Annotated in this window: 15 protein-coding genes; 4 read left to right on the top strand and 11 right to left on the bottom strand. The window is 64.8% G+C overall.

Annotated elements, in window-relative coordinates; genetic code table 11:
• Positions 1–2 precede the first annotated feature (2 nt).
• The 6 genes from OIT41_RS04620 to glyA are packed head-to-tail and all read right to left on the bottom strand — an operon-like array spanning position 3 to position 7,869.
• A complete protein-coding gene (locus tag OIT41_RS04620) occupies positions 3–1,376 on the bottom strand; it encodes an L-serine ammonia-lyase (protein ID WP_241708229.1) in 1,374 nt (457 codons plus the stop codon).
• Positions 1,376–2,011 (bottom strand): sarcosine oxidase subunit gamma, encoded by a 636-nt coding sequence (locus tag OIT41_RS04615; protein WP_241708228.1) that lies wholly within the window; start codon positions 2,009–2,011, stop codon positions 1,376–1,378. Before OIT41_RS04615 ends, OIT41_RS04620 begins: the two co-directional genes overlap by 1 nt.
• Positions 2,004–4,949, bottom strand: a complete 2,946-nt coding sequence (locus OIT41_RS04610) for an FAD-dependent oxidoreductase (protein WP_241708227.1) — start codon at positions 4,947–4,949, stop codon at positions 2,004–2,006. The genes OIT41_RS04615 and OIT41_RS04610 overlap by 8 nt, the downstream gene beginning before the upstream one ends.
• Positions 4,946–5,275, bottom strand: a complete 330-nt coding sequence (locus tag OIT41_RS04605; RefSeq protein WP_372489641.1) for a sarcosine oxidase subunit delta — start codon at positions 5,273–5,275, stop codon at positions 4,946–4,948. The genes OIT41_RS04610 and OIT41_RS04605 overlap by 4 nt, the downstream gene beginning before the upstream one ends.
• Positions 5,276–5,299: 24 nt before the next feature.
• Positions 5,300–6,520: a sarcosine oxidase subunit beta family protein gene (locus OIT41_RS04600; RefSeq protein WP_078106196.1), complete on the bottom strand. Its 1,221-nt coding sequence runs from the start codon at positions 6,518–6,520 to the stop codon at positions 5,300–5,302.
• Positions 6,517–7,869, bottom strand: coding sequence for a serine hydroxymethyltransferase (gene glyA, locus OIT41_RS04595; RefSeq protein ID WP_241708242.1), 1,353 nt, complete (start codon positions 7,867–7,869; stop codon positions 6,517–6,519). The genes OIT41_RS04600 and glyA overlap by 4 nt, the downstream gene beginning before the upstream one ends.
• Positions 7,870–8,022: 153 nt before the next feature.
• Between glyA and OIT41_RS04590 the strand changes: the two genes are divergently transcribed.
• Positions 8,023–8,694, top strand: a complete 672-nt coding sequence (locus tag OIT41_RS04590; RefSeq protein WP_078106198.1) for a GntR family transcriptional regulator — start codon at positions 8,023–8,025, stop codon at positions 8,692–8,694.
• Positions 8,695–8,980: 286 nt separating this feature from the next.
• Here OIT41_RS04590 and OIT41_RS04585 read toward each other — a convergent pair whose 3' ends face one another.
• Entirely contained in the window at positions 8,981–9,718 is a 738-nt protein-coding gene (locus OIT41_RS04585; protein ID WP_241708226.1) for a VOC family protein, read from the bottom strand.
• Between the two features lie 112 nt (positions 9,719–9,830).
• Between OIT41_RS04585 and OIT41_RS04580 the strand changes: the two genes are divergently transcribed.
• The gene (locus OIT41_RS04580) at positions 9,831–10,655 is read left to right on the top strand and encodes an IclR family transcriptional regulator (protein ID WP_241708225.1); all 825 of its coding nucleotides are present in this window, start codon (positions 9,831–9,833) and stop codon (positions 10,653–10,655) included.
• Between the two features lie 30 nt (positions 10,656–10,685).
• On the opposite strand, the gene OIT41_RS04575 is transcribed toward OIT41_RS04580, so the two are convergent.
• Genes OIT41_RS04575 through OIT41_RS04560 form a run of 4 tightly spaced genes read right to left on the bottom strand, consistent with a single transcriptional unit; the run spans position 10,686 to position 14,814 of the window.
• A complete protein-coding gene (locus OIT41_RS04575) occupies positions 10,686–11,294 on the bottom strand; it encodes an MBL fold metallo-hydrolase (protein ID WP_241708224.1) in 609 nt (202 codons plus the stop codon).
• Positions 11,291–12,379 (bottom strand): S-(hydroxymethyl)mycothiol dehydrogenase, encoded by a 1,089-nt coding sequence (locus tag OIT41_RS04570; protein WP_241708223.1) that lies wholly within the window; start codon positions 12,377–12,379, stop codon positions 11,291–11,293. Before OIT41_RS04570 ends, OIT41_RS04575 begins: the two co-directional genes overlap by 4 nt.
• Before the next feature lie 59 nt (positions 12,380–12,438).
• Positions 12,439–13,575 (bottom strand): aromatic ring-hydroxylating oxygenase subunit alpha, encoded by a 1,137-nt coding sequence (locus OIT41_RS04565; RefSeq protein WP_241708222.1) that lies wholly within the window; start codon positions 13,573–13,575, stop codon positions 12,439–12,441.
• A gap of 42 nt (positions 13,576–13,617) precedes the next feature.
• Positions 13,618–14,814: an NAD(P)/FAD-dependent oxidoreductase gene (locus OIT41_RS04560; protein WP_241708221.1), complete on the bottom strand. Its 1,197-nt coding sequence runs from the start codon at positions 14,812–14,814 to the stop codon at positions 13,618–13,620.
• Positions 14,815–15,048: 234 nt separating this feature from the next.
• On the opposite strand from OIT41_RS04560, the gene OIT41_RS04555 reads away from it, so the two are divergent.
• Both OIT41_RS04555 and OIT41_RS04550 read left to right on the top strand, forming a co-directional pair.
• Positions 15,049–15,399 carry a bifunctional 3-phenylpropionate/cinnamic acid dioxygenase ferredoxin subunit gene (locus tag OIT41_RS04555; RefSeq protein ID WP_241708220.1) on the top strand — a complete coding sequence of 117 codons (351 nt, stop codon included), beginning with the start codon at positions 15,049–15,051 and terminating at the stop codon, positions 15,397–15,399.
• Positions 15,400–15,449: 50 nt separating this feature from the next.
• The gene (locus OIT41_RS04550; RefSeq protein ID WP_241708219.1) at positions 15,450–17,957 is read left to right on the top strand and encodes a GcvT family protein; all 2,508 of its coding nucleotides are present in this window, start codon (positions 15,450–15,452) and stop codon (positions 17,955–17,957) included.
• Positions 17,958–17,994 lie beyond the last annotated feature (37 nt).

Genomic DNA, 17,994 nt, shown 5'->3' with positions numbered 1-17,994 from the left:
GGCTAGCACTCCACTACGTTGACGGCGAGGCCTCCGCGGGAGGTCTCCTTGTACTTGCTTTTCATGTCCGCTCCTGTCTCTCGCATGGTTTTGATGGCTTTATCAAGGGACACTTTGTGGCTGCCGTCGCCGTGCAGGGCTAGGCGGGCGGCGTTGATGGCCTTCACGCTGGCGATGGCGTTGCGTTCGATGCACGGGATCTGCACCAGCCCGCCGACGGGATCGCAGGTGAGGCCGAGGTTGTGTTCGATGCCCACTTCAGCGGCGTTCTCCACTTGCTCGGGAGTGCCTCCGAGGACCTCGCACAAACCGGCGGCGGCCATCGAACAGGCGGAGCCCACTTCACCCTGGCAACCGACTTCGGCACCGGAAATGGACGCGTTGATCTTGAACAGGATCCCGACGGCAGCCGCCGCGAGCAGGAAGCGGACCACGCCGTCGTCGTCGGCTCCCTGCACGAATTTCGTGTAGTAGTGCAGCACCGCCGGCACAATGCCGGCTGCCCCGTTCGTGGGTGCCGTGACGATGCGGCCGCCTGCGGCGTTTTCTTCGTTCACGGCCAGCGCGAACAGGTTGACCCATTCCATGGCCCGGAGCGGGTCGCTCACGGCGGTGTCCGCAGTGAGGGTCTTGAACAACGACGGCGCCCGCCGCTTCACGTTCAAGCCTCCCGGCAGGATCCCTTCCGCGGCGCAGCCGTTGTCCACGCATTCGCGCATGACGGCCCAGATCTGCAGCAGCCGCTCGCGTAGTTCGGCTTCGCTGCGCCACACGAGCTCGTTGGCGAGCATGACATCGGAAATGGACATGTCCTCCCGTGCACAGATAGCCAGGAGCTCGTCCGCGGTAGTGAAGGGGTGGGGCAACTCAGTGCTGTCGGCGACCACTTTGTCGCTTCCCGAGGCGTCGCCGTCCACGACGAAGCCGCCCCCAATTGAATAGAAGCTTCGTTCGCGAAGCACTTCCCCGGCGTGGTCGAGTGCCCGGAACGTCATGCCGTTGGGGTGGGCAGGGAGGGACTTGCGTCGGTGCAGGACCACGTCTTCGTCCCAATTGAAGTCCACGCGGTGATGTCCGGCTATCCGCAATTCGGCGTCGAGGGCGGCCGCGGCAACCTGGTCGTCGGCAGTAGACGTGTCTACGGTTTCCGGCGATTGGCCCTGCAGTCCCAGCACTACGGCCTTATCGGAGCCGTGGCCGCGGCCGGTGGCGCCCAGCGAGCCGAAAAGCTCTGCCTGGACGCGCACCGTTGCCGCGAGTTGCCCGGAGGATTCCAGGCCATCGGTGAACCGCTTTGCCGCCCGCATCGGGCCGACCGTGTGCGAAGACGACGGCCCGATGCCAATGGAAAACAGGTCAAGCACACTCAGTGCCATCAGGGGACCTCGGGAGAGGCGAATTCCCTCATGCCATCGAGCAGCCAGCGGCCCAGGAAGTCGGCGAAGGAAGCCCGTGGGAAGATCCGGAAACTGGTCTCGCCGGTCTTCAACAGCATCGCGGGGATGTTGCCGATTTCCGTGGCCAGGGCCGTCCCGGTGCGGAAAGCCCGGGGATGCAAGTCCAGCGAGCACCCCTTTTCAAGGACGTCCCGGGCACGGACTCCGGAGAGTTCGAAGGTGGTGCGGTTGGCGGACAAGTCCACCACTTGGCCCGGGTCCTCGCCGAGTGCCTCCACTAGTGCCCTGACAAGGTCTCCGCCCAGGGAATCGTGGGCCGATTCCGGTGCGACCACCAGGAATTCGTCCGGCCCAAGCCACAAAGTAGTGGCCCTTTCGTTCCCGCTGATCTCCCCGCAGGCGGCCGGCAAGCCGCCGGTCACGGACGCGAGCCGGGCTCCGGCGTCGGACTCCCTGGCAACCCGGACCCCCACCATGGTCTGGAACGGGATCTCCTTCAAAGCGACGGTTCCGGAAACGGAGCCGGTTTCGAAGCTCGGAGCGAGGTGCGACGCCGGGCTACGGCGGGCCGCACGGAGCGCCTCGGGGTTTACGGGGGTTGCTGTTTCAGCCATCTTTACGGGTCCCTTCAGCGTCGAAAAGTACGGTTTCTCCCACAACGACATCCAGCAACTGGTCGCCGACAGAGGCCGCGAGGGTCTCGCCGATCCGGTTGCGGCCGTTGGTGATCAATGCCAGGCCGAAGGACCGGCCCAAAGCGGCACTGTGGTAGCTCGAGGTCACGAAGCCCTGCATCGGCACCGGGCCGTATGCCGGGTTGACCGGAATTCCCTTTTCCACGAGCTGGGTGCCTTCCGGGAGACGGAACGAACCGTCCGCCGGGAGGACGCTGACCAAGTGCTTGCGGTCGGTGCGGACCGCGTCCTCGCGGCTGTACGAACGTTTGCCGATGAAGTCCTTGGCCTTGGAGACGATCCATTCCATCCCGGCATCCTGCGGGGTGACAGTGCCATCGGTGTCCTGCCCGACGATCGGGTAGCCCTTCTCGGCACGCAGCACGTGCATGGTCTCGGTGCCGTAGGGGGTGATGTTGAACTCGGCACCTGCGGCGGCGACGGATTCCCAGGTGTCGAGCCCGTACCAGGACGGAACGTTGATTTCGTAAGCCAACTCGCCGGAGAAGGAAATCCGGCAAATCCGTGCCTGGACTCCCGAGGCCAGCGTGGTCTCGCGGAACGTCATGAACGGGAACGCTTCGGCGTCCAACCCGCCGTCGGCCGCCAGTTGCGGGGCGACCTTGGCGATCACCGCACGGGATTTGGGCCCGACGACGGCAATCGTCGTCCACTGTTCAGTCACCGATGTGCACACCACGTCGAGCTCCGGCCACTCGGTCTGGTGCCACTCCTCGAGCCAGTCGAGGACCTTGGCGGCACCGCCGGTGGTGGTGGTCATGAAGTAGCGGCCCTCGTCGAGGCGCAGGGTCACGCCGTCGTCGAAGATCATGCCGTCCGGGGTGCACATGACCCCGTAGCGGGCGGAACCGGGGGCAAGCTTCTTGAACGCGTTGGTGTAGATGCGGTTCAGGAATTCACCGGCCTCCTTGCCGCGGATCTCGATCTTGCCGAGGGTGGTGGCGTCCATGAAGCCCACGGATTCGCGGACTGCGGCGCATTCGCGGAGCACGGCGGCGTCCATGTCTTCGCCCGCTTGCGGGTAGTACCACGGGCGCTTCCACTGGCCGACGTCCTCGAAGAGCGCTCCCTGGGCAACATGCCAGGGGTGGATGGAGGTGACGCGGGCGGGATCGAACAGCTCGCCGCGCTGGCGTCCCGCCAAGGCCGCGAAGGCGACCGGCGTGAACGGTGCCCGGTAGGTCGTGGTTCCGATGTCACCGATGCCGCGGGATGCTTCGCCGGCCTGCTTGAGTGCCGCGGCGATCACGCCGATGGCGTTGACGCCGGACGTCTTGCCTTGGTCGTTGGCGGTGCTGATGGAGGTGTACCGCTTGATGTGTTCCACCGAGCGCATGCCGGCCCCGGTGGAACGGAGCACGTCGGCCACAGACTGGTCGCGCTGGAAGTCGACGAAGTGGTGGTGCCACTCCCCCGCGTTTCCGCTCTGCCCCGGCACCAGCCACAACTGGCGGGTGGGGGCGGAGGCAACCGGCGCCTTGATCTCGGCGGGCATCGTCTCGGAGCTGAACCCCGCGGCGATGGCGGCCGCGGCGCCCGCGGATACGCCTTCGCCCAGGCAGTCCGCGAGCCCGTAGCTTCCGCGTCCGGCGCCGATCACGTGTTGGTCCTTGACGACGGAGCTCGGCACGAAGCCGGCCAGGTCATCGTCCCAACGCACCTTGCCCTGGCGCTGGCTGTGGAGGTGGACTACGGGACTCCAGCCACCGGAAACCGCCAGCAGATCGCAAGCGAGCCGTTCGACGCCCGAGGTGACTTCGCCGTCGTCGTTGAGGCTGCGGATGGTGACGCCGTCGATCCGGCCGTCCTCCGCCGCGGCGGAGGTATCTGCGACGGCGCTGCCGACGAGGACGCGGATGCCGCTCTCGACGGCGGCCGCGGCCTTGTCGCTGAGCTTCGGCCGGGCGTCGACGACGGCGGCAACCTTGACGCCAGCGGCGAGCAGATCCGCAGCAAGCAAGTAGGCCGAATCGTTGGTGGTGCCTATGACGACCCGCCGCCCGGCGGCGACTGCGTAGCGGTTGAGGTAGCTGCGGACCGCCGAGGCCAGCATGATGCCGGGCCGGTCGTTGTTCTCGAAGACGAGCGGACGCTCGTGCGCGCCGGGGGCCAGGACCACCTGCTTGGCACGGATGTGCCAAATACGCTGCCGGGAGACGCCGTCCGCGGCCGGGCTGCCGAGGTGGTCCGTACGGTTCTGTGCCGCGATCACATAGTTCGCGTCATAGGAGCCGAACGCCGTGGTGCGGTTGAGGACGGTGCATTCGGCGGCGGAAACGAGTTCGGCCTCGACGTCGGCGATCCATTCCAGGGCCTGCTTGCCTTCGATCACCTCGGCGAGTTCCGGGGCGGTGGAGCCGGAAAGCTGCGAGCCGCCGAGTTCGGGCTGGTCATCGATCAGGATGACCCGGGCGCCGGTCCGGACCGCTTCGCGGGCCGCCGCGAGGCCGGAAACGCCGCCGCCGACCACCAGGACGTCGGTGTGGACGTATTTCTTGTCGTACTCGGCGCGGTCCTCGTTGGGATCGAGCTTGCCGAGGCCGTTAAGGAACTCAACGTTGAGCCCGTCCACGAGGGAGACGGTGGTCGCGGGAAGCATCGACTCGGCGACATGGCCCGGGAAGCGGGCAGCCACCTTGACCAAGGCGTTGGATTCTTCCACGCCGGCGGACATGATGCCCCGGGCCCGGTCCTCGTAGAGCGAGTTGCCTGCGTTGATGCGGCCGTTGGCCAGCAGTGCGGAGGCAACGGTGTCTCCCGGGTGGCCGGTGAATTCCTGGCCATCCACGGTAAAACGCCAGGAGATGCTGCGGTCGATGCGGCCGCCGGTGGCGAGGCGGGCGTTCTGCGGGGTCACTTCGTTGCTCCTTCCGGAGTGGTGGCGGCTGGGTTGTTCACGACGGGGCGTTCCAGGTCAGGGCGCGGTTCGCCCATTCTGTAGATCGCCTGGATGTCGTAACTGACGGTGTCGCGGAGCATGTTGAACCATTGGCGGCAACCGGTGCTGTGCACCCAGCGTTCTGCGAAAGCGCCTTTCGTGTTGTCGCGGTAGAACAAATACTCGGCCCACTGGCGGTCGGTCAGAGCGTCCGGGTTTTCCGGATAGGCGACGTGGGCCTGGCCGCCGTAGTGGAATTCTGTTTCGTCTCGTGGCCCGCAATTGGGGCAGCTGATAAGCAGCATGGTTGGTCTCCTAAAGGGCTGCGGCTAGTGGGCGACGGCGGCGGCGCCGTGTTCGTCGATCAGGGCACCGGTCTCGAAGCGCTCCAGCGAAAAAGGCTTGTTGAGCTCGTGCGGGGTACCCGTGGCGATGGTGTGGGCGAAGGTCAGGCCGGCAGCCGGAGTGCCCTTGAAGCCACCGGTTCCCCAGCCGCAATTGACGAACATGTTCTCCACCGGCGAGAGTCCGACGATCGGCGAGGCGTCCATGGTGGTATCCACGATTCCACCCCAGGTCCGGAGCACGTGGGCCCGGGCGAAGATGGGGAAGAGTTCGACGGCGGCAGCCATCTGGTGCTCGATCACATGGAAGGAGCCGCGCTGGCCGTAGCCGTTGTAGGAGTCGACGCCGGCGCCCATGACCAGTTCGCCCTTGTGTGCCTGGGAAACATAGACATGCACGTGGTTGGACATGACCACTGTGGGGTGGACGGGTTCGTGCAGCTCCGACACCAACGCCTGGAGGGGGTGGGATTGGATCGGGAGGCGGAACCCGGCCATTTCGGCGAGGACGGAACTGTGGCCGGCCGCGGCGAGTCCAACCTTTTCGGTGTGGATGGTTCCCTGGTTGGTCTTGACCCCCACCACGCGGTTGCCATCCTTCAGGAAGCCCGTTACTTCGCAGTTCTGGATGATGTCCACGCCGAGCTCGTCGCACTTGCGGGCGAAGGCCCAGGCGACGTGGTCGTGCTTCGCGATGCCCGCCCGGGGCTGGTACGTGGCGCCCATCACCGGATAGCGGATGTTGTCGCTGATGTTCAGGATGGGGCAGAGTTCCTTGACTTGCTGCGGGTCCAGCCATTCGGCGTCGACCCCGTTGAGCTTGTTCGCACCGACACGGCGGACGCTTTCGCGGACGTCGCCCAAGGTGTGGGCGAGGTTCATGACGCCGCGCTGGCTGAAGAGGAAATCGTACTCAAGTTCCTCGGGCAGGATCTCCCAGAGCTTGAGGGCGTGCTCGTAGATGGCGGCGCTCTCGTCCCACAGGTAATTGGAACGGATGATGGTGGTGTTGCGGGCCATGTTGCCGCCGGCCAGCCAGCCCTTCTCCAGGACGGCGATGTTGGTCATGCCGTGGTTCTTGGCCAGGAAGTACGCGGTGGCGAGGCCGTGGCCGCCACCGCCCACGATCACTGCGTCGTAGGAAGCCTTGGGCTCCGGGTTGCGCCACAGGAAATCCGGGTGTTCGGGAAGTTGGTCTGCGCTCACTGGGCTGCTCCAATCATTTCTGCCTCACGTTCGGTGGCAGCGGCGTCGTTGCTGCCGGTCCGGGAAAGGTGGGGGTATAGCGGGAATTGTTCGGCGAGCGCGGTCACCCTCGCGCGGAGTTCGACGGCGGTGTGGTCACCCAGGGTGCCGCTTGTTGCGGCGGTGATCAGCGCCGTCGCGATGATGTCCGCGACCTCGGCGAATTCCTTGGCGCCGAAGCCGCGGGCGGCGAGTGCCGGGGTGCCGATCCGGAGGCCCGAGGAAACCATCGGCGGCCGGGGGTCGAACGGGACGGCGTTGCGGTTCACGGTGATGCCGATGCGGTGCAAGGTGTCCTCGGCCTGCTGGCCGTCCAGTTCCGAGTGGCGCAGGTCAACCAGGACGAGGTGGACGTCGGTGCCTCCGTTGACCACCGAGATCCCTGCCGCGGCGACGTCGTCCTTCAGGAGCCGTTCGGCAAGGAGCTTGGCGCCTTCCAATACCCGCACCTGGCGTTCCTGGAACTCGGGCTCGGCCGCCATCTTGAACGCGACAGCCTTGGCCGCGATCACGTGTTCCAGCGGACCGCCCTGCTGGCCGGGGAAAACTGCGCTGTTGATCTTGCGTGCGTATTGTTCCTTCGACAGGATCACTCCGCCGCGGGGACCGCCGAGGGTCTTGTGGGTGGTGGTGGTCACGACGTCGGCATACGGCACGGGATTGGGGTGCAGTCCGGCCGCGACGAGTCCGGCAAAGTGGGCCATGTCCACCATGAGGTAGGCGCCCACGAGGTCGGCGATTCGGCGGAATTCGGCGAAATCCAAGTGGCGCGAGTACGCGGACCAGCCGGCCACGATCAGCTTGGGGCGGTGTTCCAGGGCCAGGGCTTCCACTTCCGCCATATCCACCCGGAGATCGGATTCGCTGACGTGGTACGGGATGACGTTGTACAGCTTGCCCGAGAAGTTGATACGCATGCCGTGGGTCAGGTGGCCACCGTGTGCGAGATCCAGGCCCATGATGGTGTCCCCCGGCTCGAGGAGCGCGAACATGGCTGCGGCATTGGCCTGGGCGCCGGAGTGCGGCTGGACATTTGCGGCTTCGGCGCCGAAGAGGGCCTTGACGCGGTCGATAGCCAGTTGCTCGATGACGTCCACGTGCTCGCAGCCACCGTAATAGCGCTTGCCCGGGTAGCCTTCCGCGTACTTGTTGGTCAGGACCGAGCCCTGTGCCTGCATGACGGCTGCAGGGGCGAAGTTTTCGGAGGCGATCATTTCCAGCGTGGATTGCTGGCGGATGAGTTCCTGGGCGATCGCCTGTTCAACCTCCGGGTCCGCCAGGGCGAGCGGGCGGATCAGCGGTTCAACCATCATGTTCTCCTTTTGAGATACTTATATTTACTGACTAATCAGCAACTGATATATTAGAACTGTTGCCATAGTATGTTGAAGATCACACAACCGTCAACAGCCCGGCAGCAACTGATCCGCCAGACTTGGAATTGTGACAACGGGAGAGGACACATGAGCACTGCACTGGAGGCACTGGACACAGGCACGCAAGGAACGTCCTTGGCGGAAAACGCCTACCTGCTCCTGCGCGACCGGCTCATCATGCTGGACATCAAACCCGGAGACCCCATCAACGACGGTCAGATTGCAGCCGAACTCGGCATCGGACGGACCCCGGTGCGCGAGGCCATCAAGCGGCTCGAAAGCGACCACCTCGTGGTGTCGTATCCCCGCCGCGGAACCTTCGCCACGGGCGTCGACATCACCCAACTCGCCGACGTCTCCGAAATCCGGGAGCTGCTTGAGCCCCTGGCCTCACGGCGGGCCGCCCGCATGGCCAGCCCTAAGCTGCGGGAAGAACTGCGCGAGGTCGCCGCAGCCATCAGCGGCTTGGAAGCACACGACGCCGGCCAGCAGGAACTCATGCGCTACGACATCCAGGTGCACCGGCTCATCTACAAGGCCGCGGCCAATCCGCACCTCGAGGACGTGCTGATCCGCTACGACAACCTCGCAACCCGCATTTGGTGCCACATGCTGGACAAGATGCCATCCGTGACTGGCCACGTCGCGGAACACGCCGAGTTGCTCACCGCCATCGCCGACGGCGACGAGGAGCGGGCGGCGGCGCTCGCCTTGCATCACGTGGTGAGTTTCGAACAGACGATCCGCAAGGTGCTCTAGGCCCGCGGGAAACCGCTGCCGCTAGCCGTTCCTCTTCCAGTGTTTGGGCCACTTCACGTTCAGCAGCAGCAAGCCCAGCAGAAGTCCATCAACCGTCATTACTCCGGCCATGAAGTAAGCCCAACCGATGATCATGGCTGGCTCGCCATCACTCGGCGGCCCGAGGTGCGGGGGTGCATCAGAACTCGCATACCAATCTCCTGACCCGGATCCCCCCAGTCACTCGATAGTCCATCAAGTGTGGCACGGCGGGGCCCAAGAAGGAACGGCTTAGGCGATCGCGGCGTCAGCCGGGGGTGAGGACGCAGAACTCGTTGCCCTCCGTGTCGGCGAGGCACACCCATGGCACATCGCCTTGGCCGACGTCGGCGTCCGTGGCGCCCAGTTCCCGCAGCCGGGCCACCTCTGCCGCTTGATCATCGCCGCGGTACGGCCTCAGGTCGAGATGGACACGGCCGGACACGGCATCCGCGGCGGCTGTCCGGACGAACTCCAGGTACGGCCCGACACCCTTCGCCGAGCGCAGCCTCGCAAAATCGTCGGTCACTTCGTGCAGGGTCCAGTCCATCGCGCCGTTCCAGAACCGGGCCATGGCCCGCGGATCCGCGCAATTGACCACCACTGCGGCGATCGGCCCGGTGTCCCCGTAGATCGGCCGAGGCTCCAGCACACAGAACAGGTTGCCCTCCGGGTCGGCCAGGACCGTCCAAGGCACATCGCCCTGACCGATGTCTCCGGGGGTCGCACCTAGCTTCACCAGCCGCGCCACCAGCTCCGACTGATGGGTCGCAGAGGTGGTGGCGAGATCGAGGTGCGCGCGGTACCTTACATTTTCGGGGTCCGGGACGGTGACGACATCGACGCACACGGCTGTGGGGTCCGGCCCGGCGAAGCCCACTGGTTCAACATTGCTCATGCCGGGTCCTTCGCTGGAAACTTCCCAGCCGAGGGCCTCCGCCCAAAACCGCCCGAGGACCGCGTCATCGCGTGCCTTGAAATTCACCTGAACAAGTCGCAGTGCCATATCGACCGATCCTATAACCAGCTATCCATGATGACCGGCACGGCTGGCAACATCCCAGGACACGCAGCCAGGAGAGGCTGCCCATTTGACCGCGTTTGAGACGATGAACCACATGGACGCTGATGCAAGCATTGCCAACGACCCCGATACCGATCCCGCCGCCGGGCAGCACGCAGGTGTGCAGTCCGTGGACCGGGCCATCACTGTGCTTGAGATCATCGCCCGCAACGGAGATGCCGGCGTGAGTGAGATCGCGGAGGAAATGGGCGTCCACAAGTCGACGGCGTCGCGACTGCTGAGCGCCCTGGACGCCCGTGGCATGGTCCAGCAGAATCACGAGCGCGGAAAATACCAACTCGGTTTCAACATCCTGCGTTTGGCCAGCGCCATTCCGGCCCGCCTCAGCTTGGTCAGGGAGGCCCGCGAAGATCTCGAAGCCCTGGCGGAGAAGTTCGCTGAGACTGCCAACCTGGCCGTGCTGCGGTCGAATTTCGCGGTCAATGTGGACCAGGCCATTGGCCCCAACACGCTTGGCACCCAGGACTGGATCGGCGGGCTCACCCCGCTCCACGCCACGTCCAGCGGCAAGGTCATGCTTGCCGCCCTGCCGCCTGCCACCCGGGACCGAGTTCTCAGGGAAGCCGGCCAGGCGCGATACACGCCACAGACCATCACAGACCGCGACGCGCTGGAGCAGCAAATGCCGGTCATTGCGGAGGCCGGATACGCCGCCACGTATGAAGAACTCGAGCGCGGACTCAACGCCGTCGCCGTTCCGATCCGCAACCACAGCGGCACCGTGATCGGAGCCATCAGCCTTTCCGGCCCGGCTTTCCGTTTCGAGCCGGAAAAAATACCCGGCCTGCTCGATGCGCTCAAGCAGGCCGGGTATTCAATCAGCGTCAAGATGGGTTACACCGCAGCCAGCGGCGCGTAGAAACCGCCGAACCCGGCGATCCCGCGCCGCCTAAGCGAGGTTTTCCTTCTCCGCTTTGACGGTGGTGTCCCCGCCATGGCCGGTCCGGACCACGGTTTCCGCCGGAAGCGTCAGGAGGCGCTCCCTGATCGAGGCCAGGATGGTCGGGTGGTCGCTGTGGGACCTGCCGGTGGCTCCCGGGCCGCCGTTGAAGAGGGTGTCGCCCGTGAAGACGGTGCCTTCGCTTTCCAGGTAGAAGCACGTGGAACCCGGCGAATGGCCCGGCGTGTGGATGGCTTGCAGGGCCGTGCCCGCCACCTCGAAGACGTCACCGTCCGCAATGTGACGGTCCGGGCCGGCGTCCGGATACACCTGCTCCCACAGAACCATGTCCGCGGGGTGCAGGTGGATCGGGGCGTTCACGGCGTTCGCCACGTCGAGCGCCGCTCCGATGTGGTCGTTGTGCGCATGGGTGAGCAGGATGGCCCGCACCTTCCGGCCACGGACCTGGTCGATGATTGCCGACGCATCGTGCGGACAGTCGATGATGACGCATTCATCGTCGTTGCCGACGATCCAAACGTTGTTGTCCACGTCCCATGTGCCGCCGTCGAGCGAAAACGTGCCCGAGGTGACGAGGTTTTCGATGGTGACGCTCATGCGATTTCCACGACCGAGCGGAGCACTTTGCCTTCGTGCATCTTGGCGAACGCTTCTTCCACCTGGTCGATGGTGATCCGTTCGGACACGAACGCGTCCAGGTCGAGGTTGCCTTGCTTGTAGTGCGCCACGAGCATCGGGAAATCGCGGGAAGGCAGGCAGTCCCCGTACCAGGAGGACTTCAGCGAACCGCCGCGGCCAAAGACATCCGGCAGGGGCAGTTCGAGCAACATGCCCGGCGTCGGGACGCCGACCAGTACCACGCGGCCGGCAAGGTCGCGCGCGTAGAAGGCCTGCTTGTAGGTCTCCGGGCGTCCGACGGCGTCGATCACCACGTCGGCACCGTTCCCGCCGGTCAGCGCCCGGATAGCCTCGATGGGGTCTTCCTGTCTGGAGTTGACACCGTGCGTGGCTCCCAGGGACTTGGCCATCTCGATTTTGTTGGCGTCGATGTCCACGGCGATGATCGTCGTGGCGCCGGCGAGCCTTGCCCCGGCGATGGCAGCGATGCCGACGCCGCCGCAGCCGATGACGGCCACGGACTCGCCCCGCTTGACCTCCCCGGTGTTGATGGCGGCGCCGATTCCTGCCATCACACCGCAGCCGAGCAGCCCGACGGCGGCGGGATCGACGTCGTCGTCCACTTTGGTGCACTGCCCGGCGGCCACGAGGGTCTTCTCTGCGAAGGCGCCGATCCCCAAGGCCGGTGTAAGTTCAGTGCCGTCCTCCAGGGTCATCTTCTGGGTGGCATTGTGCGTCTTGAAGCAGTACTGCGGCTGGCCCTTGGCGCAGGCCCGGCATTCCCCGCACACGGCACGCCAGTTCAGAATCACGCGGTCCCCCGGCGCTACTTCGGTGACGTCCGGCCCTACGGCGCTGACTACACCCGTGGCCTCGTGGCCGAGCAGGATGGGGAAATCATCGGTAATGCCGCCCTGCTTGTAGTGCAGGTCGGTGTGGCACACGCCGCAGGTGAGGATGTCCACCAGCGCTTCGCCCGGACCGGGCTCCGGCACCAGGATGGTCTCCAGGGAGACCGGAGCGTTCTTTTCCTTGGCGATGACCGCCCTTACTTTGTAAACCATTGGCTGTGTTCCTTTTCCTAGGTTCCGGTAGCTCGTTACATCGACGGACATTCCTCAGGCTAGCTGTCGGCAGGGACGTCAGCGATCTTGCTGGTGACCCAGCTGTGGAACGCCTCAATGTGGTGCTCGCTCGGTACCAGGACGCCACCCTTGGCGTAGATCTTGGAACCCATGGCTGGCTGGCAGCGTTCGCAGGCGTCGAAGTCCTGCTCGTTGACCCGGTGGAAGAGCTCCACCGAAGCGCTCACGTCCTTGCCGGATTCCACCACGCTGGGCAGGTACAGCCAATCGCATTCGACGATCGTGTGATCGGCGGCCAGCGGGAACATGCGGTGGATGATGACATGGTCCGGAACCAGGTTGACGAAGACATTCGGCTTGATGGTCACTGCGTAGTACCGGCGGTCCTGTTCATCGCCCACTCCCGGGATTCGGTCCAGGCCCTCGGAACCGTCAATCGTGAAGCCCTTGATGTCGTCGCCGAACTCGGCGCCGTGGCCCACAAAATACTGCGCCGCCAGGCCATCGGCGAACTCGGGCAGGACTTCGGTGAGTTCGGGGTGGATCGTGGCGCAGTGGTAGCACTCCATGAAGTTTTCGATGATGAGCTTCCAGTTGGCCTTGACGTCATACTTGATGCGCCGGCCAAGGCTCAGGTTCGCGATGTCGTAGTCGTCAACAGCACGCAGGTCACCGAGGCGCTCCTCGATCGCACCCATGACGTCTTCCTCGAACGACGGTGGTTCATCCGCAAGGCAGACCCAGACGTAGCCCATGTACTCGCGGACGTGGACCTTGACCAGTCCGTATTCGTTGCGGTCGATATCCGGCATCTTGGTGAGGTTGGGGGCCGCGATGAGCTTTCCCTCGAGATCGTAGGTCCAGGCGTGGTACGGGCACTGGAACGAGCGGTTGGCTTCACCGGACTCCTCCATGCACAGCTTCACGCCACGGTGCCGGCAGATGTTGTAGAACGCGCGGATTTCCCCTTTGCGGGTTCGGTTGATGAGCACGCTCTCGCGGCCGATCTGCACCGTTTTGAACGAACCGGCCTTTTCCAGGTCCGCGGTCCGCACTGCACAGAACCACATTTGTTCAAAGATGTGCTCTTGCTCGGCGCGGAAGATGTCTTCACTGACATACGTGTGGCCGGGGAGAGTGGGGATCAGGCTGGGGGAAACAACTTCAGTGGTCATTCCGACTCCTATTCAGTGATGAAGCAGTGGGGCTTGGGATGTTCATGGGGTTGTCAGGACGGGCGGGGCGTTGCGGGCGTTGAGTTGCCGGCGCCAACGGGTGAACAGGCGCGGCTGGTTCACACCCAGAACGCCCACCGCTTCCCCGCCCCGGTAGTACACGGCAAGGAAGCTGTGGTCCTCGAGCTGCCCCGCCTCGATCTCGACACGCTCTGCGTCCTGCGCATGGCCGGCGAACTGGAGCGTCACTCCGTATTGGTCAGACCAGAAGTACGGCAAGTTGAGCGGAAGAGGCGCGGCTGAGTGATCCAAGAGTCCGGCCACGGCCAGGGCGGCACGTTCCTGGGCGCCGCTCCAATGCTCCACCCGTTGGTGCCGCCCGCTGCGTGGGTCGAACCAGGCCGCGCAGTCTCCCACGGCAACCACGCCGGGAACGTTGGTCCGTCCCATCGGATCGCATGTGACCCCGTCGTCGAGCTCCACGCCCGAACCGGACAGCCACCCGACGTTGGGCACCGCACCGATACCAAGGAGTACGACATCGGCGGAACGGTACTGTCCATCGCTCAGCCGGACGCCGGTCACATTTCCTTCGTAGCTGTAATACGAGTCGATTCCCGTGTCACAAACCAGCTCCACACCATTCATCCCATGGAGTGTGGCCATGACGGCAGCCATCTCCGGACCGAGCGGAGCGCTCAGAGGCACTTTGCTCTTGCAGATGACAGTTACGTCCATTCCCAGGCCCTTGGCTGTTGACGCGACTTCCGCGCCGATAAAGCCGGCGCCTACAACCAGCAGGCGGCCGCCCGCAACGAGCTCCGGGGCCAGATCCTGTGCGTCTTGGAGAGTCCGCAAGGTAAAGACATTGGCTAGGCCCGCGAGTTCGGGCAGCGTGCGGGCTGAGGCTCCCGTGGCAATCACGACGCCGTCAGCCACCACGGCGCGTCCGTCGCCTAGCGTGATGGTCCTGGTGGCGGCGTCAAAGCTTCGCGCCGGCGAGCCCAGCAGCCATTCGGCCTGGAGCGGGTCATCTGAATCCGCCTCCCCGGCTTCCAACATGACGTGCTTGATACCGATTTTTCCTGCCAGGAACTCCTTGGACAGGGGCGGGCGGTCATAGGGCCGCTGCTGCTCATCGCCAATGATGAGCAGCCGGCCGGAAAAGCCCTGCGCCCGGGCAGCGCGGGCGGCGGAAAGACCCGCCAATGATGCGCCCACGATCGCCAATGTCTCCATGGCTTCCTCCTCGCCGAGCCGTTCGAAAATTTTATTGCGCCATACGCAACACACTTCATTATGCGAAACAGCGTGACCGACTTCACATCGCATGTCAAGGAATCTGCGCAGGAAATTCAACCCCTTGACAAGCCTATGTGAGGTCGATCACTCTGTTGCGTATTGTGATCAGCGTTGATCATGAGACAACCGCCCCACAGGTTTCGACCAGCCCGGTGAAAGAAGGTTCGTGAGATGCACAGTGCTTGCCCGCTTAGCTCGTTGGCTCCGGGGGACGCGATTCGACTCGAAACGTCTCCGCCCATTGCCGTGTTTCACACCGAAGAGGGCGAACTCTTTGCCCTCGACGACACCTGCACCCACCAAGACGCCTCGCTCGCCGACGGCTGGGTGGAGGACTGCTGGGTAGAGTGCCCTCTCCATGCTTCAAAGTTCAACCTGCGCACGGGAGCCGCCGACGCGCCTCCCGCAAAATTGCCCATCAGGGTCCACGAAGTCCTGGTGGTGGATGGCCAGATCATGGTCAAAGAATCCGAGGACGCCCCGAACCTTCCACCTGGGTTGACCATCGACGGCCACGTCTAGGGTCCGGCGAGCCCCAAACTTCCACACCTCTTAATTCAGGAGCTTCCCGCATGTCCACATCACCCCGTGTCGTCATCATCGGAGCCGGCATCGTCGGCGCCAATCTTGCGGATGAACTGTCCACCCGCGGCTGGACCAACATCACAGTTGTCGAGCAGGGCCCGTTGGCGTTGGCGGGCGGCTCAACCTCGCACGCCCCCGGCCTCGTGTTCCAGACCAATGCTTCCAAGGCCATGACCCAATTCGCGTCCTACACCGTGGACAAGCTGCTCTCGCTCAGCGAATCCGGCGTCTCCTGCTTCAACCAGGTGGGCGGCCTTGAGGTGGCCACCACTCCGGAGCGTCTGGAGGACCTCAAACGCAAGCTGGGCTACGCGGCGTCGTGGGGTGTGGAAGGCCGGCTCATCGATCCGGACGAGTGCGCCAAGCACTACCCGCTGCTCGACCAGGAAAAGGTGCTCGGCGGACTCTATGTCCCCTCCGACGGTTTGGCTTCCGCGGCCCGCGCCGTTGGCCTGCTCATCGCCAAGGCGAGCGCCGCAGGGGTCACGTTCCGCGGTTCCACTCCCGTGACCGGCATTGAACAGGCCGGAGGCAAGGTCACCGGCGTCGAAACGCCCGACGGCGTGATCCCGGCAGACATCGTGGTTTCCTGCGCCGGGTTCTGGGGTCCCAGGATCGGCGCCATGGTGGGCATGTCCGTGCCGCTCCTCCCGCTCGCCCACCAGTACGTCAAGACCACCTCCGTGCCCGAGCTCGTGGGCCGGAACGATGCCTCACGGCTGATTGACCCCGCCAACGGCGCATGGATGCCCATCCTTCGCCACCAGGACAAGGACCTCTACTACCGCGAGCACGGGGATCGGATGGGCATCGGCTCCTACGCCCACAGGCCCATGCCCGTGGACCTCCGGGAACTGCCCGAGGTTACTGCGGCTGACATGTCCGAGCACCGGATGCCGTCCCGCCTGCCGTTCACCGAAGAAGACTTCCTGCCGTGCTGGGAAGACTCCAAGGAACTCCTTCCTGCCCTCGCGGGTGCCCGGATTGCCGATGGCTTCAACGGGATCTTCTCGTTCACCCCCGACGGTGGTCCACTCGTCGGCGAGTCTAAGGACGTTGACGGATTCTTCGTGGCCGAGGCCGTCTGGGTGACGCACTCCGCCGGCGTGGCCCGAGCCCTGGCCGAGCGCCTCATCGAGGGCCAGTCCCGCATCCCGCTCCACGAATGCGAGGTCTCCCGCTTCGAAGAAATCCAGACCGCGGAGAGCTACGTCAGCGAAACCTCCCAGCAGAACTTCGTGGAGATCTACGACGTCCTGCACCCGCTGCAACCGAGGGTCTCTCCGCGCGAGCTGCGCTTGAGCCCGTTCAATGCCCGGCAGAAGGAGCTCGGGGCGTTTTTCCTCGAAGCCCACGGCTGGGAGCGCCCGCACTGGTTCGAGGCCAACCGCGGTTTGCTCGAAGTGCTCCCGGAAGAATGGCGTGCGCCTGACCGCGACTCATGGGCCGCCATGTTCCACTCCCCTATTTCCGCCGCCGAAGCGTGGAAGACGCGGACCGCCGTCGCGCTCTATGACATGACGCCGCTCAAGCGGCTGGAGGTTTCCGGGCCGGGCGCCGTCACCCTCTTGCAGCGCCTCAGCGCCGGGAAGGTCGACAAGAAGCCGGGTGCGGTGACGTACTGCCTGCTCCTCAACGACGACGGCGGCATCCGCAGCGACATTACGGTTGCCCGGCTGGATGAGACCACGTTCCAGGTGGGCGCGAACGGCAACATCGACTTCGACTACTTCACCACCGAAGCCCGTAAGCAGACCGCCGAGGACGTCAGCCAGTGGGTCCAGATCCGCGATATCACCGGTTCCACGTGTTGCGTAGGGCTCTGGGGGCCGCTCGCCCGCGACGTCATCGCCAAGGTGAGCGACGACGATTTCAGCAACGACGGACTGAAGTACTTCCGCACCAAGAAGGTCCGGATCGGCGGGATTCCTGTCACAGCGATGCGGCTGTCCTACGTAGGCGAATTGGGCTGGGAGCTGTACACGACGGCGGAAAACGGCCAAAGGCTCTGGGACCTGCTGTTCGCGGCGGGCCAGGAGCAGGGCATCATCGCGGCTGGCCGCGGCGCGTTCAACAGCCTGCGCCTGGAGAAGGGCTACCGGCTGTGGGGTACCGACATGACCCCGGAGCACGAACCCTACCAATCGGGACTTGGCTTCTCCGTGAGCAAGGACAAGGAAGGATACATCGGCGCCGAGGCCCTCAAAGCCCGCCGCGAACTGCCCGTCAACCGCCGCCTGCGCTGCTTGACGGTCGACGACGGCACGTCCGTGGTGTTGGGCAAGGAACCCGTTTACTACCGCGGCGAACCGTCCGGATACGTCACGAGCGCCGCCTACGGCTACACGGTCCGGAAGCCCATCGCCTACGCTTGGCTGCCCGCAGAAGCGGGCGAGGGTGACGCCGTCGAGATCGAATACTTCGGCAAGCGGATCCCGGCCACCATCTCCGCCGATCCCCTCGTGGATCCGACCATGGAAAAACTGCGGGGCTAACGCCCTCCTGGCTACCGGACACAAGCAATGGGGATCA

Origin of the sequence: Arthrobacter sp. YA7-1 (genome assembly GCF_025960325.1) — a bacterium.
Taxonomy (GTDB): Bacteria; Actinomycetota; Actinomycetes; order Actinomycetales; family Micrococcaceae; genus Arthrobacter; species Arthrobacter bambusae_A.
Note: the sequence above shows the minus strand (reverse complement) of the source record. Positions and strands in the feature narration are given on the sequence as shown.